We start from the raw sequence: 24,323 nt of genomic DNA on the forward strand, positions 1-24,323 counted from the left end.
TTATTAATTCAACAGCAATATATTCTATTTATATTTCGAATTGTAAACGCTATCATATTTTTATACAATACTATATGAAAAATATTAACAAATAATTCTAAATTTGATGAAAATAATTTTCAAATTAAAACTAGAGTACTAAAAATGATTTATAGTAGTTATAAAGAAAACTAAGGAGGTTTTTTATATGTATAAAATTGCAGTTGATATCGGGGGCACTAATATAAAACTTGCAGTAATTAACAATGAATTAAACATTATTGATTATAAAACAATTGCTACTCCAGACAATATTCACATTTTAATAACGAACGAAATATACTTAATCATTGATGCATTTATAAAAAAATATCAGCTTAAAAATCCTCACATTGGTATCTCAAGTGCTGGCGTTGTAAATTCAACTCGTGGAGAAATTGTTTACACTGGACCAACTATTCAAAATTTTGATGGTACAAATTTTTTAAATGTTTTCAAGGAATTGTCCTCAAATATAACTGTTTACAACGATGTAGATGCAGCATTACTTGGGGAGCTTTCTTTGCATAATTATGAAGAAAATAACATCTTTTGTCTTACTTTAGGAACAGGAATTGGCGGTGCATTTTATAATAAATCTATTGGAATCTATCAAGGTGCACGTCATCGAGCAAATGAAATTGGTTATTTGCTTTATCGTTCTTCCGATGACAAAACATTTGAACAAAGAGCTTCAACTTCAGCGCTAAAAGATTTAATGCTATTACATTACTTTAAGTATGACACTAACGTACCAAAATTATTTGAATTAGCTGAAGAAAATGACACTGTAGCAATCAATATTTTAGAAGAGTGGAGCCATTCAGTAGCTGAAGGTATCGCTCAATTACAAATTATCTATGATCCTGAACTTATCTTGATTGGTGGAGGTATCTCTTCTCAAAAAGATACACTATTAAAATATATTAAGCCTAAAATTCATTATTACCTTCCGCCTCATTATGGAATAGCACGTCTTCAGACGACTCGAAGTGGTAATAATGCAGCTTTGTACGGTGCAATACAATAGTAGTTATAAACATGGAGGACTACGCATTCTAGTCCTCTTATTTATTTGCTCCCATGGTTTAGCACAACTTGACGTGTTTGTTGATAGAGTTTATGCATGTAAGGATCTCCAAGAAGAATGTAACTCACAAGATCTAATAAAAAGTGAGTTGCAATTTGTGAATTAATAAATCTTGTATCATTATTATTGGACTGCGCAGACGTAATCAGCACTAAATCTGCATTTTTAGTAATTGTGCTTCCTTCAAAATTAGTAATTACAACAACATAAGCGCCTTGATTTCGTGCTATTTTAGCCGCATCGATAAGCTCACTTGTTTCACCACTATTTGAAATTGCTACAAACATATCATTCGATGATAATAATGACGCAGAAATCTTCATTTGATGAGCATCTGTGGATACTAAACCTTTTATCCCCATACGCATGGCACGATAATAAAATTCACTTGCTGTTAAACCTGAACTCCCTAAACCTGCGAAATTCACCTGTCTACATGTTTTTAAATTATGTGCTAAGCGTTTAATTTTTTCCTCAGAAATAAACTCTCCAGTTTGTTGAATGATATTTTGATGATAACGATGTATAAGTTGTACTAATGGTGCATTTTCTACAGATTTCTCTGATTTTTCATGTTGCAAACTAAACTTCATATCTTGAAAATTATCGTAATTTAATTTGTTACTGAAACGCGTTATTGTAGCTGGCGATGTTTCAATTGCATAAGCCAATGAATTAATTGTTGAGAAACTATCATCAAGTGGATGCTTTTGTATATATTCTATAATTCGTTTATCTGTTTTTGTTAATAAATGACGACAACGCTGAACTCTATTTTCAAATTTCATTTTACAATCATCCTCTTTACTCAATTAAATAACTTATGTCTAATTTATTATAAATGAAAATATTTTTCAATTTATAATTTTAAATTGATAATAATTTTCTCAATGTTATGATATGAGTAAATCAATTCAACAGTATTGTATAAATAACCACAAACTCGATATATTCTATTTATAAATATAAATGTTACGGAGTGAATGATATGTTACCACAAGGATTAATCGTTTCTTGCCAAGCTTTACCTGAAGAACCTTTACATTCTTCGTTCATTATGTCAAAAATGGCTTTAGCTGCTTATCAAGGCGGTGCAGTAGGTATACGTGCTAACTCTATAGAAGATATTGTAGCTATTCGCAAGGAAATCAATTTACCAGTTATCGGAATTGTTAAACGAGATTACACTAACTCAAGTGTATTTATAACTGCAACTTCAAAAGAGGTAAATGAACTCATTGAAAGCGGTTGTGAAGTCATTGCTTTAGATGCTACTAAACAAAAACGTCCAAAAGAATCTCTTGAAGAACTTGTGAAATATATTAGAGAAAAAGCGCCTGATATTGAAATTATGGCTGATATCTCAACGATTGAAGAAGCTATTTATGCAGATCAATTAGGTTTTGACTATATTGGAACCACTCTAAGAGGGTATACATCTTATACAAAGGGTCATATATTATATGAAAATGATTTTGAATTTTTAAAAGAAGTACTTAATCAAGTAAACACAAAAGTCATTGCAGAGGGTAATGTCATCACACCTGACATGTATAAAAAAGTGAACGAACTTGGTGTTCATTGTACAGTAGTTGGTGGTGCGATTACACGACCTAAACAAATTACCGAACGATTTGTTGAAGCAGTAAAAAATCATTCATAAACATATGGAGGCGTTTAGATGATGAAATTGATCAATTTAAAAAACAAATCTATCGCAAGTGATTATGTAGCAGTTGAGTTATTAAAGTTAATACAAAGTACGCCGACAGCCACTCTTGGATTAGCGACAGGTAATACGATGACAGAAATCTATCCACGATTATCTGAATTATTAACGGCAAATCGTGTGAATTTAAATGATATTAAAACATTTAACTTAGATGAGTATGTGGGTCTTAATTCATCACACCCTCAAAGCTACTACACATATATGCATGAGCTGTTATTTAATCATAACGAATGGAATGAAGATCATATCTACATTCCAAGAGGAGACGCATCTGATCTTGAAGACGAAGCACATGCTTATGAACAGCGTCTATCCTCTATAGGACAACCCGATATTCAATTATTAGGTATTGGAGAAAATGGTCATATCGGTTTCAACGAACCAGGTACATCTTTTGATAGTCAAACACGAGTTGTAGATTTAACTGATTCTACGATTAAAGCAAATAGTACTCATTTTGATACGATTGATGATGTTCCAAAACAAGCCATTTCTATGGGATTACAATCTATTATGCGCGCAAAACGTATCATTTTATTAGCTTTTGGAGAACGTAAACAAGAAGCTGTTGAGCGTTTAATGAATGGACCGAAAACTGAAACATTACCTGCTTCTATTTTACAAACGCATCCGAATGTAGACATTATCATTGATGATGTCATATTTAATTATTTAAACCACTAAAAAGGACAGAACGCTCGAGTTCTGTCCCTTTTAATATGTTAACTTTACTTACTATGGATGTTTAAATAATTTTAAAAGCAATGAAATAATAATACAAACTATCGCAATAATTGCGAAAGTAATCAAGAAAATTAAATCCGTTTGAGTGAATTTCACACTGATATCTGACCAACTTTTAAAAGAACTATTATAAAGCGCATTGACCACTACAACCGCTAATAAAGCAATGACTGATAACCACCCTAAAGTAGTAAAGAAATTTTTTGCACTTGGAAATCTCAAATCATTTTGCATTACCTATCCCTCCTTTACTTCAAATTCATATATTATGTAGATTTACTATGTATATACACTAAACTTCATATATATAAACCTAAAAAGATAAAGAGATACTAAATTATTCATTTTTCACCATGCGAGTAGTCTTAAAAATGATGAATAGTACCTGATTTAATCGTTGTATCTACTTGTATATGGTCGTCTACAATTACGATATCTGCATCTTTTCCTATGCTTAAGCTTCCTTTTTGCTTATCAATATTAAGTGCAATGGCCTGATTTAAACTTGTCACTCGCCATAAGTGATCTAAACTATCATGCGTAAATTGAATTAAATTATGCAGTCCTTCATTCATTTTTAAAATACTGCCTGCAAGTGCGCCATTTTCTAAACGTGCTTCTTTCCCTTTAACAATCACATTTTGTCCACCTAAATCATACTCACCATCTTTCATACCTTTGGCACGCATGGCATCTGTAATTAAATACATGTGAGTAGGTCCTTTTTGCTTATATGCAATATCTACAGCAGCAGGATGTGAATGAATCCCATCACCAATAATTTCAGTGTTTAAACTTTGATTGGTCCATGCGGCACCAAACACACCTGGATTCCGATGTTCAAAAGGTGTTGCAGCATTGTAAAGATGCGTTACATGTTTCGCACCTCGTTCTACCGCTTCATTTGCTTCTTCAAATGTGGCGACAGTATGTCCCATTGAAAAGATGATATCATCACGCAATTCATTTAATGTGTCATGAGCGCCTTCGACTTCTGGCGCAAAAGTAATGATTTTAATTAATCCTTTCGCTACCTTTTGAAAATGTCGAATTTTGTCAACAGTGGGACGTTGTACATATTTAGGATTTTGAGCACCCACTTTATGTTCAGAAATAAATGGTCCTTCTAAATGTACACCACCGATTTCAGCTGCTTCACCTAACGTTTGATTTTCATAACATGCGACAATATTTTTTAATGCTTTTTCAATATTCTCATCAGATTGCGTCATCGTTGTTGCTAAAAATGTTGTTGTCCCTTCAGACAATAATTGTTTAGCTAAATGATTTAAGCCGTCATACGATGCATCCATCGCATCTTCTCCATAGCCACCATGAATATGAATATCGATAAAACCTGGTAACACATGCTTTCCTGCTACATCTATTTGATTTAAATGACCTTTATAATCACCTTTTTGAATATCACTAATTTTGCCATTTTCTACGACAAGATACCCTTTTTCAATAACTTGTGCTTCCGTATAAATTCTTCCATTTGTAATGACATATTGAGACATGATACCCCTTCTTTTCTATAAAATTTCTTATCATTTCAAAGATATTATATCATTTCATATTGTCATCATTAGGCAATTTCTTCTTTTGGAAAAAATTTTCAAATTTAATGTTAACTTTCTTTAAACTAATTTATAAACGATTAAAATGAATTTTGAAAATATTCATAATTATATGTATAATCAAAACAACTATTTTATAAAGGGATGACTTAATTAATTCATGAATGACAAACGTAAAAGAAATAACAGACTGGTTTATATCATTTCAGTGTCTATTATTATTATTATCACTGCAATTGCTGGTATATTTCCTAAGACATTTGGTACACATGCTCAAACGATGTACGATTTTATTTCAAATACTTTTGGTTGGCTTTTCTTACTTATTATATTTATTTTAGATATTTTTCTAATTTCTTTAGCTGCTTCTAGATATGGTCGGTTCAAATTAGGAGACGATAATGAAGAACCTGAATTTTCTTTCATGTCATGGCTTGGTATGTTATTCTCTGCTGGCTTAGGTGTTGGTATTGTCTTTTGGGGTGTAGCTGAACCACTCACACACTATCTTCATTCTCCTTTCCCAGGAAAAGTGCCAGATCAATCTCCTGAATCCGCAAGACTTGCTATGGGTTATACCTTTTTTCATTGGGGAATCTCACAATGGTCTATTTTTGCAATGGCTGGGCTTATCGTCGCATATTTTCAATTCCGTAAGAAACGTGATGGTTTAATTTCTACTGCAATGGAACCTGTCTTCGGTGAAGCCTACAAACGTCCTTTTCGAAATATCATTGATATCTTAGCAATTATTGCTACCGTAATGGGGATAGCAACATCAATTGGACTTGGTATTATGCAAATTAGTGGTGGATTAAATCATGTCTTCCATGTACCAAATAACAATATCACTAAAATTTCTATTACAGTATTAATGATGATTATTTTCATTGGATCTGGTATTACAGGTCTAGGACGAGGTGTGAAATGGCTTAGTAACCTTAATATTATATTAGGCGCTTTATTACTTGTCTTTATGCTTATCTTCGGGGATTTAAAATTTATCTTTGAATCTTACACACTTGCTATCGGAGACTACATAAGACACTTTGTCGAATATAGTTTACGTATTGATCCGTATACAAATAACAATGCTTGGATTCAACAATGGACTGTCTTCTATTGGGCATGGGTTATTTCTTGGTCACCATTTATTGGAGGTTTCGTTGCACGTGTATCACGCGGTCGCACCATTCGAGAATTTATTATGTGTGTGCTTATAGTACCTCCACTCATTTCATTCGTTTGGATTTGTGGCTTCGGTGGTATGGCTGTCAAAATTGCTATGGGTGGCGACAAGATTGCTAGTCTTGTAGATAAAGATTATACGGTTGCTTTATTTGAATTATTATCAAAATTTCCATTATCTGATATTACAAGCGGTCTTGCCATTTTGTTAATCTTTTTATTCATTGTCACAAGTGCTGACTCAACAACGCATATTGTTGCTGGAATGGCAACAGGAGGTAGTGAGAATCCAAAAATAAAACATAAAGTCATTTGGGGTTTATTAATTGGTGCGATTTCAGTCGCAATGACCATTGCAGGTGGACTCACAAGTCTACAAACAGCCTCTGTTGTAACTGGCTTACCATTTTCAATTATTTTATTATTGATGACAATATCTATTATGCGTGCGTTACGACGAGAACATACAAAACATTTCCAAATGTCATATGTTGAGGATGATAAAGATTACTCTATTCCACTCGAAAAACGCGAAAAAGACGAGGAAACATCAAATGGGTCACAGACAGATAAATAATTAATATATTCATATATTGTACTGTGTAAAAAACAAGGGGGTATGCATGATGGACACCAAACATCAATCACCAGAATACTTACGCCAATTAATCCGTGAAGGTCAATTAACACATCATACAAGTGGGATGGCTGAAGGATATATCCAAGCAAACGTCGTTATTTTGCCATCCACATATGCTTATGATTTTTTGAAATTTTGTTTTAGAAATCCAAAAACATGTCCACTATTGGATGTGTCTGAAATCGGTTCACCTTCATTTCCTTATTATGGTCAACAAGCAGATATTCGCACCGATGTATCACGTTATCGTGTGTATAGACAAGGCAAATTAATTGAAGAACGTGATGAGATTTCTGACTTATATACTGAGGACATGGTGAGCTTCTTAATTGGATGCAGTTTTACGTTTGAACATGCGTTAATAGAATCAGACATTCCCGTACGACATATTGAAGAAGAACATAATGTACCAATGTATCACACAACCATACCAGCCCAGCCGAGTGGACAATTTGCTGGGAATATTACAGTCAGTATGCGTCCAATGACAATGTCTCAAGCTATTAAAGCTACTGAGATAACCTCACATTTTAAACATGTACATGGCACGCCAATCCATATCGGCAATCCTGAACATATTGGCATTCAAAATATTAATGTTCCTGACTATGGAGAACCCGTCACTATTCGTCCTAATGAAGTGCCTGTCTTTTGGGGATGTGGCGTAACTCCACAATCCGTTGCACTCGATGCTAAACCAGAACTTATGATTACACATGCGCCAGGCCATATGTTCATTACTGATATTAAAGATAGCGAATAAAATAATTAAAGTTATTCTAAGTGTACTTTAGCCAATTACTGCACAATTGACTAAAGTACACTTAAATTCCCCCCTACTTTCTTCTATTTATTTTTTTAAATATTAGTCTGTACATTCTTAAAGATTGGCCTATTCTAGACATGTATAAAAGTGTTTTCAAGAAAGAAGGCTACTATATGGATCATTCAATGAAGTATAAAAAATTTATACTTCCTATTATTGTTGGAGGAATTATTGCCTTACTTGCACCGTTTAGACCTGAATCTTTAAATATACAAGCATGGTTCATGTTTGCGATTTTTGTCGCAACCATTATCGGATGTATCACACAACCGATGACGATTGGTGCCGTCTCTATACTCGGATTTACTCTTACTGTGCTTGTCGGCGTTGTTGATATTAAAACAGCCGTTCAAGGATTTGGTAATTCAAGTATTTGGCTTATTGCTATGGCATTTTTTATTTCTAGAGGATTTGTAAAAACAGGGCTAGGACGTCGTATTGCCTTACAATTCGTTAAATTATTTGGGAAGAAGACCCTTGGATTAGCCTATTCTCTTGTTGGCGTAGACTTAATTTTAGCACCTGCTACACCAAGTAATACTGCACGTGCTGGTGGTATTATGTTCCCAATTATTCGGTCCTTATCAACTTCTTTTGGTTCAACGCCAAAAGAAGGTACCGAACGTAAAATGGGTGCATTTTTGATATTTACAGAATTTCATGGAAATTTAATTACCGCAGCAATGTTCTTAACTGCAATGGCAGGTAACCCACTTGCACAAGACTTAGCAGCCAAAACAGCACATATCCATTTAACTTGGACAGATTGGTTTATAGCTGCCTTAATTCCTGGTTTAATTTCACTCATTGTAGTTCCTTTTATTATATATAAAATATATCCACCTACAGTTAAAGAGACGCCAAATGCTAAAAAATGGGCGGAACATGAGTTATCTGAGATGGGTCATATCTCAAAAGCTGAAGCATTTATGATGGCTATCTTTGCTATTGCCTTATTACTATGGGTAACTGGTAGCTTTATTGGTATCGATGCGACGCTTACTGCATTTATCGCATTATCACTTTTACTTTTAACTGGCGTATTAAATTGGAAAGATATCTTAAATGAAACTGGCGCTTGGAATACATTGGTATGGTTCTCAGTACTTGTCATGATGGCAGATCAATTGAATCAACTCGGATTTATTCCTTGGTTAAGTAAAACCATTGCGCATAGTTTACATGGCTTTAGTTGGCCTATAGTACTTGTGATATTAGTGATTTTCTATTTCTATTCACATTATCTATTTGCAAGTTCAACGGCTCATGTCAGTGCAATGTACGCAGCATTACTTGGCGTTGCCATTGCAGCTGGCGCACCACCATTATTTAGTGCACTCATGCTTGGTTTCTTTGGTAACTTAATGGCATCAACAACACACTATAGTAGTGGTCCTGCCCCAATTCTTTATTCAGCAGGTTACATTACACAAAAACGTTGGTGGCTCATGAATATCGTATTAGGACTTGTTTATCTTGTTATTTGGTTAGGCATTGGCTCATTATGGATGAAACTGATTGGATTTATGTAAAAAACTATAAAAAAGTCTCTCGCATAGTTGCGAGAGACTTTTTTATATCATTTTAAACAACCCTTAATATCGCGCCCCCTTACCTTAATTGGTAAGGGGGCGTTTTTTTACTTTATGCTTACCTCTCTCTTTTACAACTCCTTGCCCGTCTAAAAATAAAAGAAGTCGCCTTGTCAGGCGCCTTTAGTTTCCAACGTGAGAAATGGAGGTGAATGACATGATATATCACGAAATCATTACAGAACTCAATAATCTAAATGAAACGCCACAAACGATAATCGCTCAATATGAACGTATTGAATTTGGTCAATCATGCACTAACGATGAAACATTATTAAACTGCAATTTCACTAAAATCTTTCACAAATTGAATCAAAATCATACACTACGCCCTTATTTAAAACTCATATCGACTAATCCATCTGAATTAATAGAATGGTTCATTCTTTATTCATATGTCCTGGGAAATGACTAGGTTAGACACGATATAACTAACTTAAATTTTCAAATTTAAATAGTACGCCATTTAAAGCGAAAAATACAATTTTTATAAAATAAAAACTTTTAAAGAAATGACCTATCATGTCTAAGGTCGTTTCTTATAATAAATTTAGGTTTTGTGAAAGGAAGCTTTCGCCTATGGAACAAGCATTTAGAGTATTAAATATCTACGATAAATTATTAAAAAATGAAACAGTCAACAAATTAGAACTTGCAACAGAATTTAATGTGAATCCTAGAACGATTCAACGAGATATAGATAATATTCGACATTATCTATATGAATCAACGCTGCACTCAGATCTTGAGTTACAAATTCAATTTGAACAAAGTAAAAATAGCTACTTTATTAAACGTTCTCCTAAATATTCACATCAAGATGACTTACGTGTTCAAGTGACATATGAAGTGACATTTAAGCTATACGAAACGTTAAAAATACGTGATGACATTAAAATTTTAAATAAAAACGATAAAACATATGACGTTCAAATGAATTTAAATCCTAATGAAGCAATTGACTTGTGTTTTCAATATCATCGCTCGTTACGATTGATTTCTCCTGATCATCTATTAAAACAATTCACCGTAGAACTTATCAAACTACAAATGATTTATCTAAGAAATGAAGTATGACCTCATAACATGTAGGTTGTAATATATACATCCTACATGTTCATTTTAAAAATTTTATTAAGGAGCTGTTACTATGAAAAAATTCAAACCTTTCCTCATCATAATGAGCTTAGCAATATTCACTTTTTCACTGACAGGATGTAGCCAAAGTATCGAACATAAAAAAGATATTTCTATTAAAGATATTATTAATGATAAAAAGGAACACCTTTTATATACCGTAAGTAATTCCAATGGAGAATCAAAAGTAGATTGGATATACCTCACGAAAGCCGGCAAGATGAAAATGATTGCATTCGATGATTCTTTAGAAATTCCACCTAGCTTAATTAGTAAATTAGATACCAACGAAGTTAAAAAAACCTTAGATAGTAAAAATGTTGACTATGAGGAAACACCTTACCGAGATGTTAAAAGTTATATTGAATTAACCACGGATAACGGAGAACCTTTATTCACACTACTTTCTACAAGTAAGATTTCTAAAAAAGATTTTCAAAATGATATTAGCAAGGCTATGGATAAATCTGCTACCAATAAAGATAGTTTTATGTTCTACACTAACGTTGAAACAGGTCAATCTCAATATCCCACTAAAAATGTAGAGTATATTGGAACCTTTACAGCGGATCCTTCAACACTTAGAGGAGATGATGCAGATGATGAGGATTATAAATATACAATGATTAAATTAGATAATAAAGATCAAAAACTCGTCGACCTCTCACCTAAAGATAAAGACGTTACACAAGTTAAATTTTCAGATTTCAATATGGAGTAAGGAGTAGTCAATATATGTATCAAACAAAAGAACAATTAATGTCAGATATCGCATTATTAATTAAAGCGCACGATCAAGAAAAATCTCAAGATAGACTTATTCGTCAAGAAGAAAAAGAGATAAAACACTTAATATTAAAACAAGTTAAAAAGAAAACCATGTTAATGCTATTATTACCGAGTCTTGTGATGATACTCATATCATTGTTTATCTATCACTCAACTAGCCTTATGATGATTGGACTCATTTTACTTATCGTCTGGTTCGTCAAAAATAAAAATATCAGACCTGAAAACAAATCAATTACTAAATCGAAAGGATATAAAAAAGCTGAAAAAGAGCTTAAAGATCAACCCGATATTCAACAGCATCAACATAATATTCAACGTCATCAACACACATTAACTGATATACACCACACTGTAGCAGCTTCTAAAGCCCAACAACGTATTCCAAAAGCTTATACTCACATTCATTCTTTACGTTCAATGTTTAGTTATCTTTATAACCAACGCGCTGATACTTTAAAAGAAGCCATTAATTTATATGAAACAGAATCACATCAAGCACGTATGGAAGGGCAACAACAACAAATTCTTTCTACTGTTACTCAAACAAGTGTAGATGCTAAAGCAGCAAAATACGCGTCAGAATTAGCAGCATCCAATTCCCAAGCATCTGCAATATGGGCAGAAAGAGCGGCACATAGCGCTAGAGCAGCCAATGAAAATGCCGCAGAAGCTTCTCAAAATGCAAGTGCAGCAGCAACTCATGCGTATAAAGCAAGAAAAAATACTGAAAAATAGATATTAAATAAAACACCTTCTAACCAAAACTGCTAGAAGGTGTTTTATAATATGTTCACTACCCGTCTATCTCAAATCCCATATCTTCAATCATTTGGTAATCAAGTTCATTAGGCTGTCCGCCTGTCACTAAGTAATCGCCTACAAAGATAGAGTTAGCCGCTTGAAGTGCAGTTGCTTGAAGTGAACGTAAATTGACTTCACGACCACCCGCAATTCGAATTTCTTTAGTAGGATTAATCAGTCTAAACAGAGCTAAGATACGTAGACACTTTGTTGGAGATAATAAATCTAACCCACCAAACTTGGTACCTTTAATCGGATGTAAGAAATTTACTGGAATACTGTCTGCATCAATCTCTTTCAACGCAAATGCCATATCGATAATATCTTCATCTGTTTCTCCCATTCCACAAATCACGCCAGAACAAGGTGAAATGTGATGTGCTTTCATCATCTCAACTGTATTCACACGGTCTTCATATGTATGTGTTGTCACAACTTCCTCGTGATAACGTTCACTTGTATTTAAATTATGATTATACCGATCGACACCAGCTTCTTTTAACTGTGTTGCTTGTTCATCATCAACCAAACCTAAACACGCACAAATTTTAAGTTGTGGATGAATAGCTTTAATATCTTCTACCGTATCACAAATATGATTTACTTCTTTATTCGAAGGACCACGTCCACTCATTACAATACAATACGTCCCAATTTTATGGTCTGTCGCGACTTGTGCCCCTGCTTTAATTTGTTCTTGATCTACCAAAGCATAACGCTGTTTTTCTTTCATTTTGACAGATTGCCCACAGTAACCACAATCTTCTGGACAAATGCCACTTTTCGCGTTGAGAATCATATTAAGTTTTACTTTTTTACCATAGTAATGCTTTCTTACTATATAGGCTTCATTTAATAATTCAAACGTATCAATCGTCTCGTCTTGAAATAGACTTAGACACTCTTCTTTAGTTAACGCTTCTCCATTCAATACACGTTCTGCTAGATTTAATGTCATGATGTTTGTCACTCCTATCTTTTAAAATACACTAATAAAACTCATAATTGTAAACTTTATATAATAATAAGTTTACATTATTCTTTAATTAAATCAAAGGATGTTTTAAAATGAAATGGTCTATGAATATAACCTCAGACAATCCGAAGTAGAACTTGTAACTATTAGATATTTGAGTAACTCATAAAAAAACTTGAGCCTACATATGTAAAATACATATATTAGGCTCAAGCGATTTAATATAACTATTTATTTTGTAATACGTGTACCAATTTTACCTTCTAACGCATCATCTAAACCTGATAAAGAAGTAATCAACACACTACCTTTGGGATTCTTTTCAATAAATTGAAGAGCTGCTTCTACTTTTGGCAACATACTGCCTTTCGCAAATTGATTATCGGCAATATATTCTTTCATATCATCGACTGTAACGTCACTTAGTCCTTCTTGATTGTCTTTTCCGTAATTAATATAAACATAATCAACGGCTGTTAAAATCATTAATTGATCCGATTGTAAATGAGCTGCAAGTAATGCACTTGTCTTATCTTTATCAATGACTGCATCGACACCTTGATAACGACCTTGTTCCTTAACAACTGGGATGCCGCCGCCACCAGCTGCAATCACAAGCGTACCATGTTTAATGAGTGTTTCAATACTATCAAGTTCAACAATATTAATAGGTTGAGGAGAAGGCACAACGCGACGATACCCACGTCCTGCATCCTCCATAAATGTATATCCTTTTTCTTGTCTCATTTTATCTGCTTGTTCTTCTGTATAAAATAAGCCAATAGGTTTCGTTGGATGTTGAAACGCTGGATCATCGCTCGCTACTTCGACTTGTGTTACGAGTGTTACAACTTCTTTATTGATACCTAAAGTATGGAGTTCGTTAAGTAAGCTTTCTTGCATTTGATAGCCAATATACGCCTGACTCATTGCGCCACATTCAGGGAATGGAAAAGGCGGGCCTTGTTCATGTTCTGCTGCATAATTTAATCCTAAATTAATACTTCCCACTTGTGGTCCATTCCCATGACTAATGACCACTTCATATCCTTTGTTTATTAAACCAACTAATGATTGAGCTGTTCCTTTTACAAGCTCTAATTGTTCTTTCGGTGATTCCCCTAAAGCATTGCCACCTAATGCGACCACGATTTTAGACATCCATAGGTCCCCCTTTTTTCTCTATTCGCCTAAAGTTGCCACCATTACTGCTTTAATCGTATGTGCTCTGTTTTCGGCTTCTTGAAAGACAACAGAACGATCACTTTCGAAGACCTCATCTGTGACTTCCATTTCATTCAAACCATATTTTTCTTTAATTTGTTTACCAATTTCTGTTTCTGCATTATGGAAAGCAGGTAAACAGTGTTCAAAAATGGTATGTGGATTGCCTGTTTTTTCTATTAATTCTTTTGTTACACGATAAGGTTCTAATAATTTAATACGTTCTTCCCAAGTATCGTCAGGTTCACCCATCGATACCCACACATCTGTAGCAATCACATCCGATCCTTTCACCCCTTGGTCAATATTGTCAGTCACTAAAATAGTACCGCCGTTTTTATCAGCCAATGACTGACATGTTTTTAGTAACTCATCTTTAGGTCTTAACTCTTTCGGACACACAAGATGGAATGTCATTCCCATAATAGCTGCGCCTTGCATCAATGCATTTGCCATATTATTGCGTCCATCACCAATATATGTGAAATGAATGTCTTCATAAGGTTTTTTTAATACTTCTTTTGCAGTTAAAAAATCAGCAAGCACTTGTGTTGGATGATCTTCATTCGTTAAACCATTCCAAACCGGAACACCAGCATATTCTGCAATTTCTTCAATAGTACGTTGAGAAAATCCGCGATATTCGATACCGTCATACATCCCACCTAAAACACGAGCCGTATCTTTAGCCGTTTCTTTTACTCCCATTTGTGTACCTGTAGGCCCAAGATACGTCACATGAGCACCTTGATCATAAGCTGCTGTTTCAAACGCACAACGTGTGCGTGTAGAATTTTTTTCGAAAATTAAAGCGATATTTTTACCTTTAAGTTTTTGTTGTTCAATACCAGCATATTTTGCACGTTTTAAATCTTCAGAGAGATTAAGTAAGAATTCCATTTCTTTTTTTGAAAAATCAAGTAATGTTAAAAAATTTCTATTTCTTAAATTTTGCATCTTAGCCCACTCCTTTGTCAGAGATTTAGCATTTAAAATTCAATACACATGATGTGTATGAACGTTACAATATGTGTAACTTTTTATTATATTATTACACAAAAAACATAAGATAGAAAATTTAAAACATACAACAAAAAACTTCTTTGCCATATTTTGACAAAGAAGTCACTCATATTTATGCTGTTTTAACTTTTCTTTTTGCTTCACGATCTATCATATCTTGTTTTGTAACAATCGGATATTTTTTGAATACAAGAGAACCAAGAAAACCTGCTAAACCACCCACAATGGCCATTACAACACCATAGATAATCACTTTCATTGGACTATTAAAACCAAACATCACTAAGAATCCTGCAATGGGTGTTGCTGTACCTGTTGCGTCATTGATCATACCAGATAAAGCGATAATTAAACCTGCAACAGCTCCTCCAAAGAAGTTTGTCACATACACTGGTATCGGATTAGCAGAGACAATATCAGCTTGAGATAACGGTTCAATACTTACTGAAATCGTTGACTTACGATCTCCTAATTTTAAACGATGGAACAGCGTACCATTCATAAATGCCGAACTAAATGCAGCCATAGCACCAATGGCCATTGGCACGCCAGTTAAACCAAGTAATGCGGTTAAAGCCATTGAACTTAACGGTGCTGTACCTACAACCGTAATAATGCCTCCAAGAATAATCCCCATAATAATTGGATTTGTGTCCGTACTACTTTTAATAATGTCACCAATTTTTAGTAATGTATTATTCACTACTGGCGTTAAACCCGTCGCAATTAAACGTGCAAGTGGTGCAAGAAGAACGATTGAACCAATAAGATCTACACCATCTGGAACATATTTTTCTGTATATTTCATAAGATAACCTACAATATACCCAGCAAAGAACCCTGGAAGTAAGTCTAAACCACCACAAGCAGCTCCGATAACTAATGCATACACAGGTGAAACACCAATAGCTAAGGCAGTTAACCCAGCAGCAGCGACACCACCAAGACCTCCCGCAGCGTCACCTAGTTGTTCTAAAAATTTAATACCAAATACTTCTCCACCTACATATTTGTTAAAAGCTTCTACTAAAAATGTCGCAATGGCTGCATTAGCTAAAGCTCCCATCGCACGCATACCACTAGGTGCTTTATATGTAAATAACGTAAAAATCACTAAGACTAAAACTAAAAACAACGTACCAATTAATAAATCCATAATCTACTGTCATCCCCTTATATTTAATTTAGATGTGAGGTATGGCTTCAAATCAAACAATATCTCACTACTTACTTTCTTCCTTAGTAGACAGTTTACTAAAAAACGAAATATATTTCACGGAATTTTTTAAATTTTTAAATTAAATTGAAAAATTTGTTTATTTTTTACTTAATTACTTCAAAATATATCTATCTTACACATTATGAAATGATCGACAAAATGATATAAATATACAAATGAAATAATCTGTAGTTATAACTTATCTTGAATATATTTATTAAGTCACTCACTTCCTTTTAAATATGTGATATGACGTGTTAAGCACATTCTGTGTGTGATTTTAACTATTACATTTGTCATAATAACAATCGATTATAACTGCTCTTTTATTATGCAAAAAGCTGAGACGATCAAACGTCTCAGCTGTATGACATCTATATTATTGTTCTATTAATGAAAAGTTTATTAATTTATTCCATTAACATAACTTTTGATAATCATAAATGATAATAAATATTATTTATTGTTAACTTAAACTTAGAAAAGGAGATGGCAAAAGTAGATAAAAAGACTTTTAAAATAACATTAGTTGGAGTTTTGATTTTATTGTATTTTTTATTTTCATTAAGCGACAATTATAGTATCACCTTACTTTGTTTATCAGCTATTATTTTAGGTACAATTATTCATTTTTTAGTAGAATTTATTGGTAATTATCTATATAAAAATAAAAAGTAGATTATATATTCATGTCTAGAAAAGCCCTTTTGTATCTTTATTCTGTTAATAAAATAAACAACAAATGTCCTAAAATAACTAAGATAATAGTCATTAAAATAATACTGATTGTTGCTATTATTTTTATTGTTCTTCTACTAAAGTCAGTATTAGTATAAATCGAAAAATAGAACATTACCAAGTATCCAACGAACATGCCATACATAGATAATAAAAAATTCCATTCAATATCCATATATCCTCCACGCATTAAAGCATACGTTCCTATAATTATAAAAAATAAAATAAGTTGGTATATAAAAGTTATCATTTATCTATTAGCCTCCTACATTAGTATTATATTTTTAGATTGGTAGCAATCTTTAGATAATGTTCTGAACTAATAGCGGAGATTGGCAACCTAAAGAACAATTAAAAAAGTTATAATACAATAATACTGGAGATGTGATGACATGAGTACAAATAAAAAAATATATTTTCTTTGTTTCATATTATCTTTTATTATTTATATATTTTTACCTACCAACTTTTTTATTACTCGTTTATTCGTTATTTTTCCTTTATTATTCTTAGGTGCATTTTTATTTTCTTCGAACAAAAAAAGTTAGCTACAAGTGTAGTTAACTTTTTTACTATCTCTCAATCTTAAAGAAAGGATAAAAATGGATAATAATTAGTTTTATAGTGACGGAACTTCTGATAATTATCACTTATGTTAACTGCTTATTTAATAATATTAATTGAAATGGTCCAATCAATATTAGAATACATCTATATCTCTATTTTCTTTTAATTAAGTGCTCTTTTTAAAATTATCATAAACGCTGATATAACAATACTTATAGTTAATATTGAATAAGAATTTATCGATACTATAACCTCTAATATTGCATACTATTTACAATTGTTACAAGACCACTTTAAATTGTCTGAATACTATTATTTTAGTTGATTTCATAGGCTTCAGTCGACGTCAATGCTATAAATAGGATTGATTTTTTTATCCAAATCCTATTTTTCCTATTACTTTTTAACCTGTTTATTATTCTATAAATCTCTCTAAATGCTCTAAAAAAGTATCTTAAAATTTCAAATAGTGGTTAGCTATATTTTTTACTTTATAACAGAACCAGAATAAGCATATATATTTAGGGTATATATAAGTAATAGACATCTAAATAATAAGTAATAGGAGGCTGGTGTAGATGTTCAAAAATATATTATTACCCTATGATTTCGAAAATGATTTTAGTGCTATCCCTGACTATTTAGAAAAAGTCACCGATGAAGATTCAGTTGTTGTAATTTATCACGTTGTAACAGAAAATGATCTTGCAATTAGTATAAAGTATTATAATAAGCATAAAGAAGATATTATTAGAGAAAAAGAAAAAAAACTCACTCCATTTTTACGTGAATTAGAAAAAAGAGGTATTCAATATAAAATAGATGTAGATTTTGGGCATATTAAAGATACAATCTTAGAAAAAATTACTTCTAAAGATATAAATAATGGTGAATTTGATTTAGTAATTATGAGTAATCATAGAGTCGATTTGAATATTAAACATGTTTTAGGAGATGTTACACATAAGATTGCTAAAAGAAGTTCTGTCCCAGTACTAATTGTTAAATAAACATAAGAAGTAAGAAATTTATTAATTCAAAAAGCCTAAATACTTTCTCACAAATCGAGAGAGTATTTAGGCTTTTTTATTTTTTTAATTTTGGTTTGTGATTTTTTAGATTATTTTTTGATTAGTCGTTCTAAAAAAGATTAGACACGCATTTATGCCGAGAAAATTTATTGAAGTTGAGAAGAACTCTTAACTAAACTTGTAGACGAATGTCGGCATAGCATGAGCTATTAAGTCGACCATTCGACAAGTTTTGGGGATTGTTAAGGGTTCCGAGGCTCAACGTCAATAAAGCAATTGGAATAAAGCGATATTAAATTTTTTAATCACTACAGTCGCATTTTAAGTTTCCGTTTTCATCTATAAACGATTCTTTATTTTTTTCTTCGTAAATTACTGGCAAACCTTGTATATTCGTAATCATTCGCATTAACTTCCCATCTTCATCGATGGTTGCTAAACTTCCACATTTATCACATTCGAAATAATTGTTACCGTCAAAAATTCGGTTAAATTGACTCATAATTATCTCCTTTGTCTTTGTTTTGAAACGAGTTGAAAACGAGTTTCTTCTTGTCTTGATGATTAGGTGCTATCTTCTCGGCTAATTCCATTCCAAGTTGATTACATTGTGCTGGTGTTACTTCGCCAGACTTAAATGACTGGATAACCACATGACCTTCGTTGCCACTCGTTTTTCCATACAGTTCACGTGTCGCTTTGAAACTTCCCTTGGCATAGTCTATGTCACAATTTAAGCCACTTTTTTCTTCAGCCCGTTTTTCAGCGTAATTAATAGCCCGTGACGTTGATTTCGTTGAACTTATTTTAGCTGTGGCCATTTATATCACGTTCTTTCATTTCTTTATAAGATGTATAGCATTTAATAACATCTATAAAGGCTAAAAGTAAAAAAAAGATACTTGCCCAAAATTGATGTGCATAAAAAATAAAATAGCTAATCATAATTAAACAGACAATAAATAAAATTAGACTTAAAATCATATTTATTTTAGGACTTTCCATATTTCATCCAACCTTCTACGTAATTCTTCGATATTATATTCTAATGCTTCATAATTCGGCGCCTCATATTGATGTTAGTTACAATATTTAGCAATTTGATTAGCATTTGATCCTAGCTTGCTTAAATCCTTAGCTATCGATTGTCGCGTTTCTTTATCAAATTTTGGTGCGACCAATCGACTTCCCTGTGCCTTTTTCTTAACGAAAGCAGGCACACTCATATTTAAAGTTTCCGCAGATTGTTGTAACTTTAAATATTCGCCTTCGTTCACTCGAAAACTAATTTGTTTACGCTCCTTACGGTTAGGTTTACGGTTTTTCTTAACAGCATCGTCGCTAGCCACAAATGTGTCTCGTTCACTCATTCATTCCCACCACGCTTTCTTCGAAAGTTATTACTTGAATAACCTAAGCATATAAAATATGTAAAGGTTATTAAAGTAATATAGTGGTTTGGCAAGCACTGGCTTTGCTAGCCACATACGTGGTAGCGTCGCCGGCTTGTTGGGGAATATCCCCAAGCCCCTTAAGATTTTTTCTGCGAAAAAATAAGTGGCTAGATATTAGCCACTTATTTTATATAATAATATTTCTAAATTCAATTTACTCTTTATCAGATTTTGTTATTTTAGCATTATTATCTTCTAGTAGTTTTTTAAATACTGAATCGGCTCTCCCTACGAAAGAGAATTTTTGAGGAAAAGACATTTCTATTATAATTTTATCTCCTGGCTTAATTTTATCTCCTGTATCAGTATAGTTAAAATTTTTCATAATAATTCCTCCTATTATATTTAAAAATAACTAAACAAATTATAATTAATATAAAATAATATATTAAACAGACTAATATTGAAAGTAATATTGTATTATCAGAACTATTGTATTTTGAAAAAATAAACTGTGATAAATCAATATTATAAATATAGTACTTTTATTAATATTAATGACTTTAAGGAATTACCAAAGAAAATAAAAATGTTGAAAGGATGACTTTAAATTGAATAAGTTCTTTTCGCTAATGATACTAATAATTCCAATTTTATGATATTGCTTTTTTTAATTAATGATATAGAAAAATCTTTGTTGATAACTTTAGTAATCTTAATAATTACAATAGCTCTGCTTTTTTTTATAAAGAGGAAAGACAATAAATGATATATTATACAAACTTACTACCTATAATCAGTAATTATGTGAACAAAAATAAATATCTTAAAATGTTATTTGAAATTATGATTACGTTAAAGTTTATATACTGAAATAATTAACAATACACATTACTGTGTATTGTTTTTTTATATTGTAAAATAGACTTTATTAAATTACTAAGGTACCCTTAGTCGTCTCAAAATAAAACTCAATCCTTTTATGGATTGAGTTAGACAGACTATTTTACAATGATAACGGGAATTTTTGAACGTTTAGCCACTTTGTGACTAACGCTACCCAATACCATTTCTTGTAAACTGTTTAGACCACGAGACCCTAAAACAATTGCTTGATATTTACCACTATTAGCAACTGAAACCACTGTTTCTGCAGGAAGACCATGTGCAATTTTTACTTCATAATTTACATTATGTTCTACAAATAGTTCAGTTATACTGGATAATTTGTCTTCTCTTTCATTTGTTAAACTATGTCCTTGTTTACCATGTAAAACATCTGTTTTCGATTCTTCAACATTTACAACTGTAAGTAAAGTAACTATAGTATTTTCATCTATAAAATTCAAAACTTCCTGTGCTGAACGTAAACTATTTTCTGACCCATCGGCTGCTAATAAAATTGATTTATACATAAACAACACTCCTTAGTTTAAATGATTTTCATTTAGTTTGCTTAATTCTGAGACTATTTTACGACTATCTGAATTTAGTTTTTCTACATGAACAATGTTATTTTTTTCTTCGAACTTCCTTACCATTGTATCAATAGCATCTACTGCTGAATCATCCCATAAATGAGCATTATTAAAGTTTAATTCTATAATACTATTTTCAATATTAAAGCTAATTTGATCCATCATAGAGTCAATAGAAACAAAAAAGATTTGACCTTTAAAAGATAAACGGTTAGTTTTACCAAATTTCTCAGATGTTACTTCTACTTTTGATATTTTAGTAGCAAAGAATAAAGCACTGAAAATAACACCTACGACCACGCCGAGAGCTAAGTTATGTGTCATCAGTACAATTATCACTGTAAGTATCATAACAACTGCATCTGTTTTTGGTGCTTTTTGAATATATTTAAAAGAATTCCAATCAAATGTACCAATCGAAACCATAACCATAATACCTGCTAAAATTGGCATTGGAATTTGAACAACAAGTCCTCCAAGAACAATAATCATGAATATTAAGACAACACCAGCAGAAAAAGTAGATAATCTACTGTTTGCACCTGATTTGACATTGATTACAGATTGTCCAATCATGGCACAACCTCCCATACCACCGAATAATCCTGTAATCATATTAGCAATGCCTTGGCCACGAGATTCTCTGTTTTTACTACTATAAGTGTCTGTTGCATCATCTACAATTTTAGCAGTAAGTAAACTTTCTACTAGACCTACAATAGCCATAGATAGCGAGTATGGAAAAATGATTTGAAGTGTTTCCAAATTAAAGGGAACATTAGGAATTAAAAAGTGCGGTAAAGCTTGCTTAATATTTCCTAAATCACCAACAGTTCTCACGTCAGAACCTGTATACATATAAAGAGCAGTCAATACGATGATAGCTATTAATGGTGCAGGTATTGCTTTGAAAAATTTGGGGATTATATATACAATGAGTAATGTTACAATTACATATATATAAGTTGAGATTGAAATACCGAAGATATGTTCTATTTGGGACATGAAAATCATAATACCTAATGCATTTACAAAACCTATCATGACAGAATGAGGTATAAATTTCATTAAACGCCCCACTTTGAGAAGGCCTAAAACTAATTGAATTACTCCCATTAATATCGTGGCAGCTAAAAGATATTCTACACCATAATCTTTCACAAGTGGTGTAACTAATAAGGCAACAGCCCCTGTTGCACCTGATATCATTGCAGGTCTACCACCAACAATAGCAGTAACAACAGCGATGATAAATGAAGCATACAAACCAACCATTGGATCTACGCCAGCAATAATTGAAAATGCGATAGCTTCAGGGATTAAAGCTAAGGCAACCACGATACCGGCAAGTATATTTTTACCTGGCTGGTTAAACCATTCATGTTTTAATTTTTCAACCATAACTTACTCTCCTTTTTATTTAATTATATTGTAAAGTATAACAGAAAAGTTTCATATGTATACCCTTTAATGAAACTTTTCTGTTATACTTTAGCTATAGGGTGGTGCAAGTAAATGAAATACGGTTATATCAGACCTGTTACAATAAACGATGATTTAAACGAACAAAAAAAGAAAATAGAAACCTATACAAAAAAAATAGTTGAGGAAAGTCATGCTAATAATAAAAAAAGAAATGAATTAGACCTTCTTTTAAAAAAGAAGTTGGTCTCGGGGGATGCAGTATATATTACAGATTTATGTATACTTGCAGATTCTACGAAACAATTAGTAGATATATTAGATTATCTTTCACAGAAGGATATATCTTTATATGTAATTAATTTAAACCGATATATTTCTAAAAATATCCAAGGAGAATTTTTAGAAATACTACATGATATTACAGACTTTCAAAGTGATGTTGTTAAATTTAGGACACGCGTTGGATTAGAAAATTATACAAAAGAAGGAAAAACGTTAGGCAGACCCAAACGAGATGATAAAAATCTTAGAGATGCTATAGAAATGTATATGAGCAAAAATTACACTCTAGATGAAATAAAAGAAAAAACAAACATAAGTAGAGCAACTTTATATCGTCATCTAGATAAATAAGAGATAGTAAATGTTGTTTCAAGATATAGAACATAATATAATACTGTCGATTAAAGAGGAAAGTAAAGTGATCTTTAAAACATTAAATATTAGTGAGAAAGTTTTTTTGTTAGTACTCGAAAATATAGAAAGACAAGACTTAGCAAAAACATAGAAATATTTTATAATAAATACTTTCCAATATAGTGAACTACAAGATATGCTGAGTTAACGAAAAAGAAATGTAAAAAAATTCCTCTATGTCAAATACATTAAATTCAACTTTTATTGATTATGTATAAGATATACATTTTAACTACCTATAATCTTTTCTTATGTCAACAGTTTCATAATATATATTGATATACACTACTGATAATAGGTTTTAATTAATATTAAGCGCATACTTTTTATGGATAGAATATTAGTATTACATATTTTTTGGGGTTCAAGAATATGCCCCGATTTTATATCAAATTTGGAAGAAAAAGCATAA

The 24,323-nt window shown here is 32.1% G+C and carries 24 protein-coding genes and 3 pseudogenes; 13 read left to right on the top strand and 14 right to left on the bottom strand.

Annotated elements, in window-relative coordinates:
* Positions 1-187 precede the first annotated feature (187 nt).
* Complete coding sequence (locus HMPREF3131_RS10770; protein WP_070436814.1) at positions 188-1,048, top strand: ROK family protein; 861 nt, start codon at positions 188-190, stop codon at positions 1,046-1,048.
* 41 nt (positions 1,049-1,089) lie between these two features.
* On the opposite strand, the gene HMPREF3131_RS10775 is transcribed toward HMPREF3131_RS10770, so the two are convergent.
* A complete protein-coding gene (locus HMPREF3131_RS10775) occupies positions 1,090-1,896 on the bottom strand; it encodes a MurR/RpiR family transcriptional regulator (protein ID WP_002454700.1) in 807 nt (268 codons plus the stop codon).
* 200 nt (positions 1,897-2,096) lie between these two features.
* On the opposite strand from HMPREF3131_RS10775, the gene HMPREF3131_RS10780 reads away from it, so the two are divergent.
* Together HMPREF3131_RS10780 and nagB are read left to right on the top strand one after the other, a co-directional pair.
* A complete protein-coding gene (locus HMPREF3131_RS10780; protein ID WP_002449363.1) occupies positions 2,097-2,771 on the top strand; it encodes an N-acetylmannosamine-6-phosphate 2-epimerase in 675 nt (224 codons plus the stop codon).
* Between the two features lie 21 nt (positions 2,772-2,792).
* Positions 2,793-3,524, top strand: a complete 732-nt coding sequence (nagB, locus tag HMPREF3131_RS10785) for a glucosamine-6-phosphate deaminase (RefSeq protein ID WP_049379421.1) — start codon at positions 2,793-2,795, stop codon at positions 3,522-3,524.
* A 51-nt stretch (positions 3,525-3,575) separates the two neighbouring features.
* Here the strand turns inward: nagB and HMPREF3131_RS10790 are convergent, their stop codons facing one another.
* Both HMPREF3131_RS10790 and nagA read right to left on the bottom strand, forming a co-directional pair.
* Entirely contained in the window at positions 3,576-3,818 is a 243-nt protein-coding gene (locus HMPREF3131_RS10790; RefSeq protein ID WP_002449323.1) for a hypothetical protein, read from the bottom strand.
* Between the two features lie 131 nt (positions 3,819-3,949).
* Positions 3,950-5,104: an N-acetylglucosamine-6-phosphate deacetylase gene (nagA, locus tag HMPREF3131_RS10795; RefSeq protein ID WP_049379382.1), complete on the bottom strand. Its 1,155-nt coding sequence runs from the start codon at positions 5,102-5,104 to the stop codon at positions 3,950-3,952.
* Positions 5,105-5,324: 220 nt separating this feature from the next.
* Here nagA and HMPREF3131_RS10800 point away from each other — a divergent pair, with 220 nt between their 5' ends.
* From HMPREF3131_RS10800 to HMPREF3131_RS10830, 7 genes are all read left to right on the top strand, one after another.
* The gene (locus HMPREF3131_RS10800) at positions 5,325-6,929 is read left to right on the top strand and encodes a BCCT family transporter (protein WP_070436815.1); all 1,605 of its coding nucleotides are present in this window, start codon (positions 5,325-5,327) and stop codon (positions 6,927-6,929) included.
* A gap of 49 nt (positions 6,930-6,978) precedes the next feature.
* Positions 6,979-7,755, top strand: a complete 777-nt coding sequence (locus tag HMPREF3131_RS10805) for a putative hydro-lyase (protein ID WP_070436816.1) — start codon at positions 6,979-6,981, stop codon at positions 7,753-7,755.
* A 176-nt stretch (positions 7,756-7,931) separates the two neighbouring features.
* Positions 7,932-9,350: an anion permease gene (locus tag HMPREF3131_RS10810; protein WP_070436818.1), complete on the top strand. Its 1,419-nt coding sequence runs from the start codon at positions 7,932-7,934 to the stop codon at positions 9,348-9,350.
* A gap of 217 nt (positions 9,351-9,567) precedes the next feature.
* Positions 9,568-9,825: a hypothetical protein gene (locus HMPREF3131_RS10815; RefSeq protein WP_017175590.1), complete on the top strand. Its 258-nt coding sequence runs from the start codon at positions 9,568-9,570 to the stop codon at positions 9,823-9,825.
* Between the two features lie 164 nt (positions 9,826-9,989).
* Positions 9,990-10,487 carry an HTH domain-containing protein gene (locus HMPREF3131_RS10820; RefSeq protein WP_017175589.1) on the top strand — a complete coding sequence of 166 codons (498 nt, stop codon included), beginning with the start codon at positions 9,990-9,992 and terminating at the stop codon, positions 10,485-10,487.
* Between the two features lie 73 nt (positions 10,488-10,560).
* Positions 10,561-11,268, top strand: a complete 708-nt coding sequence (locus HMPREF3131_RS10825) for a hypothetical protein (RefSeq protein ID WP_048680361.1) — start codon at positions 10,561-10,563, stop codon at positions 11,266-11,268.
* A gap of 14 nt (positions 11,269-11,282) precedes the next feature.
* Positions 11,283-12,074: a hypothetical protein gene (locus HMPREF3131_RS10830; RefSeq protein WP_048680358.1), complete on the top strand. Its 792-nt coding sequence runs from the start codon at positions 11,283-11,285 to the stop codon at positions 12,072-12,074.
* A 58-nt stretch (positions 12,075-12,132) separates the two neighbouring features.
* Here the strand turns inward: HMPREF3131_RS10830 and bioB are convergent, their stop codons facing one another.
* The 4 genes from bioB to HMPREF3131_RS10850 all read right to left on the bottom strand — a co-directional run bounded on the left by bioB (position 12,133) and on the right by HMPREF3131_RS10850 (position 16,477).
* The gene (gene bioB / locus HMPREF3131_RS10835; RefSeq protein ID WP_048680355.1) at positions 12,133-13,098 is read right to left on the bottom strand and encodes a biotin synthase BioB; all 966 of its coding nucleotides are present in this window, start codon (positions 13,096-13,098) and stop codon (positions 12,133-12,135) included.
* A 249-nt stretch (positions 13,099-13,347) separates the two neighbouring features.
* A complete protein-coding gene (arcC, locus tag HMPREF3131_RS10840) occupies positions 13,348-14,277 on the bottom strand; it encodes a carbamate kinase (RefSeq protein WP_070436820.1) in 930 nt (309 codons plus the stop codon).
* Positions 14,278-14,298: 21 nt separating this feature from the next.
* Positions 14,299-15,297, bottom strand: coding sequence for an ornithine carbamoyltransferase (argF, locus tag HMPREF3131_RS10845; protein ID WP_048761618.1), 999 nt, complete (start codon positions 15,295-15,297; stop codon positions 14,299-14,301).
* A gap of 178 nt (positions 15,298-15,475) precedes the next feature.
* Entirely contained in the window at positions 15,476-16,477 is a 1,002-nt protein-coding gene (locus tag HMPREF3131_RS10850) for a PTS sugar transporter subunit IIC (RefSeq protein WP_231451771.1), read from the bottom strand.
* On the opposite strand from HMPREF3131_RS10850, the pseudogene HMPREF3131_RS11605 reads away from it, so the two are divergent.
* A pseudogene (locus HMPREF3131_RS11605) lies at positions 16,437-16,520 on the top strand (hypothetical protein); the annotation flags it as partial. The gene HMPREF3131_RS10850 and the pseudogene HMPREF3131_RS11605 sit on opposite strands and share 41 nt — an antisense overlap.
* Before the next feature lie 777 nt (positions 16,521-17,297).
* On the opposite strand, the gene HMPREF3131_RS10855 reads toward HMPREF3131_RS11605, so the two are convergent.
* Positions 17,298-17,570: a hypothetical protein gene (locus HMPREF3131_RS10855; protein ID WP_017175582.1), complete on the bottom strand. Its 273-nt coding sequence runs from the start codon at positions 17,568-17,570 to the stop codon at positions 17,298-17,300.
* A gap of 895 nt (positions 17,571-18,465) precedes the next feature.
* Here HMPREF3131_RS10855 and HMPREF3131_RS10860 point away from each other — a divergent pair.
* Entirely contained in the window at positions 18,466-18,897 is a 432-nt protein-coding gene (locus HMPREF3131_RS10860; protein ID WP_070436822.1) for a universal stress protein, read from the top strand.
* 322 nt (positions 18,898-19,219) lie between these two features.
* On the opposite strand, the gene HMPREF3131_RS10865 is transcribed toward HMPREF3131_RS10860, so the two are convergent.
* From HMPREF3131_RS10865 to HMPREF3131_RS10890, 6 genes and pseudogenes are all read right to left on the bottom strand, one after another.
* Positions 19,220-19,420: a hypothetical protein gene (locus tag HMPREF3131_RS10865; protein WP_017175580.1), complete on the bottom strand. Its 201-nt coding sequence runs from the start codon at positions 19,418-19,420 to the stop codon at positions 19,220-19,222.
* A 55-nt stretch (positions 19,421-19,475) separates the two neighbouring features.
* Positions 19,476-19,739 (bottom strand): annotated as a pseudogene (locus tag HMPREF3131_RS10870) (relaxase/mobilization nuclease domain-containing protein); the annotation flags it as partial.
* 165 nt (positions 19,740-19,904) lie between these two features.
* Positions 19,905-20,288: pseudogene (mobC, locus tag HMPREF3131_RS10880) on the bottom strand (plasmid mobilization relaxosome protein MobC).
* A 238-nt stretch (positions 20,289-20,526) separates the two neighbouring features.
* On the bottom strand, positions 20,527-20,697 hold the full coding sequence (locus tag HMPREF3131_RS11395) for a hypothetical protein (RefSeq protein WP_153298853.1): 171 nt from the start codon (positions 20,695-20,697) through the stop codon (positions 20,527-20,529).
* A gap of 616 nt (positions 20,698-21,313) precedes the next feature.
* A complete protein-coding gene (locus HMPREF3131_RS10885) occupies positions 21,314-21,727 on the bottom strand; it encodes a universal stress protein (protein ID WP_070436825.1) in 414 nt (137 codons plus the stop codon).
* A gap of 12 nt (positions 21,728-21,739) precedes the next feature.
* Complete coding sequence (locus HMPREF3131_RS10890; protein ID WP_002447402.1) at positions 21,740-23,191, bottom strand: SulP family inorganic anion transporter; 1,452 nt, start codon at positions 23,189-23,191, stop codon at positions 21,740-21,742.
* Positions 23,192-23,305: 114 nt separating this feature from the next.
* Here HMPREF3131_RS10890 and HMPREF3131_RS10895 point away from each other — a divergent pair, with 114 nt between their 5' ends.
* Positions 23,306-23,848 (top strand): recombinase family protein, encoded by a 543-nt coding sequence (locus HMPREF3131_RS10895; protein WP_052463707.1) that lies wholly within the window; start codon positions 23,306-23,308, stop codon positions 23,846-23,848.
* Positions 23,849-24,323 lie beyond the last annotated feature (475 nt).

Origin of the sequence: Staphylococcus sp. HMSC14C01 (assembly GCF_001808085.1) — a bacterium.
In the GTDB taxonomy this organism is placed as follows: Bacteria; Bacillota; Bacilli; order Staphylococcales; family Staphylococcaceae; genus Staphylococcus; species Staphylococcus hominis.

Bases quoted from the DNA above. Each gene is read 5' to 3' on its own strand.
- HMPREF3131_RS10770 (WP_070436814.1), top strand. From the start codon at position 188: ATGTATAAAATTGCAGTTGATATCGGGGGCACTAATATAAAACTTGCA.
- HMPREF3131_RS10775 (WP_002454700.1), bottom strand. From the start codon at position 1,896: ATGAAATTTGAAAATAGAGTTCAGCGTTGTCGTCATTTATTAACAAAA.
- HMPREF3131_RS10780 (WP_002449363.1), top strand. From the start codon at position 2,097: ATGTTACCACAAGGATTAATCGTTTCTTGCCAAGCTTTACCTGAAGAA.
- nagB (WP_049379421.1), top strand. From the start codon at position 2,793: ATGAAATTGATCAATTTAAAAAACAAATCTATCGCAAGTGATTATGTA.
- HMPREF3131_RS10790 (WP_002449323.1), bottom strand. From the start codon at position 3,818: ATGCAAAATGATTTGAGATTTCCAAGTGCAAAAAATTTCTTTACTACT.
- nagA (WP_049379382.1), bottom strand. From the start codon at position 5,104: ATGTCTCAATATGTCATTACAAATGGAAGAATTTATACGGAAGCACAA.
- HMPREF3131_RS10800 (WP_070436815.1), top strand. From the start codon at position 5,325: ATGAATGACAAACGTAAAAGAAATAACAGACTGGTTTATATCATTTCA.
- HMPREF3131_RS10805 (WP_070436816.1), top strand. From the start codon at position 6,979: ATGGACACCAAACATCAATCACCAGAATACTTACGCCAATTAATCCGT.
- HMPREF3131_RS10810 (WP_070436818.1), top strand. From the start codon at position 7,932: ATGGATCATTCAATGAAGTATAAAAAATTTATACTTCCTATTATTGTT.
- HMPREF3131_RS10815 (WP_017175590.1), top strand. From the start codon at position 9,568: ATGATATATCACGAAATCATTACAGAACTCAATAATCTAAATGAAACG.
- HMPREF3131_RS10820 (WP_017175589.1), top strand. From the start codon at position 9,990: ATGGAACAAGCATTTAGAGTATTAAATATCTACGATAAATTATTAAAA.
- HMPREF3131_RS10825 (WP_048680361.1), top strand. From the start codon at position 10,561: ATGAAAAAATTCAAACCTTTCCTCATCATAATGAGCTTAGCAATATTC.
- HMPREF3131_RS10830 (WP_048680358.1), top strand. From the start codon at position 11,283: ATGTATCAAACAAAAGAACAATTAATGTCAGATATCGCATTATTAATT.
- bioB (WP_048680355.1), bottom strand. From the start codon at position 13,098: ATGACATTAAATCTAGCAGAACGTGTATTGAATGGAGAAGCGTTAACT.
- arcC (WP_070436820.1), bottom strand. From the start codon at position 14,277: ATGTCTAAAATCGTGGTCGCATTAGGTGGCAATGCTTTAGGGGAATCA.
- argF (WP_048761618.1), bottom strand. From the start codon at position 15,297: ATGCAAAATTTAAGAAATAGAAATTTTTTAACATTACTTGATTTTTCA.
- HMPREF3131_RS10855 (WP_017175582.1), bottom strand. From the start codon at position 17,570: ATGATAACTTTTATATACCAACTTATTTTATTTTTTATAATTATAGGA.
- HMPREF3131_RS10860 (WP_070436822.1), top strand. From the start codon at position 18,466: ATGTTCAAAAATATATTATTACCCTATGATTTCGAAAATGATTTTAGT.
- HMPREF3131_RS10865 (WP_017175580.1), bottom strand. From the start codon at position 19,420: ATGAGTCAATTTAACCGAATTTTTGACGGTAACAATTATTTCGAATGT.
- HMPREF3131_RS11395 (WP_153298853.1), bottom strand. From the start codon at position 20,697: ATGAAAAATTTTAACTATACTGATACAGGAGATAAAATTAAGCCAGGA.
- HMPREF3131_RS10885 (WP_070436825.1), bottom strand. From the start codon at position 21,727: ATGTATAAATCAATTTTATTAGCAGCCGATGGGTCAGAAAATAGTTTA.
- HMPREF3131_RS10890 (WP_002447402.1), bottom strand. From the start codon at position 23,191: ATGGTTGAAAAATTAAAACATGAATGGTTTAACCAGCCAGGTAAAAAT.
- HMPREF3131_RS10895 (WP_052463707.1), top strand. From the start codon at position 23,306: ATGAAATACGGTTATATCAGACCTGTTACAATAAACGATGATTTAAAC.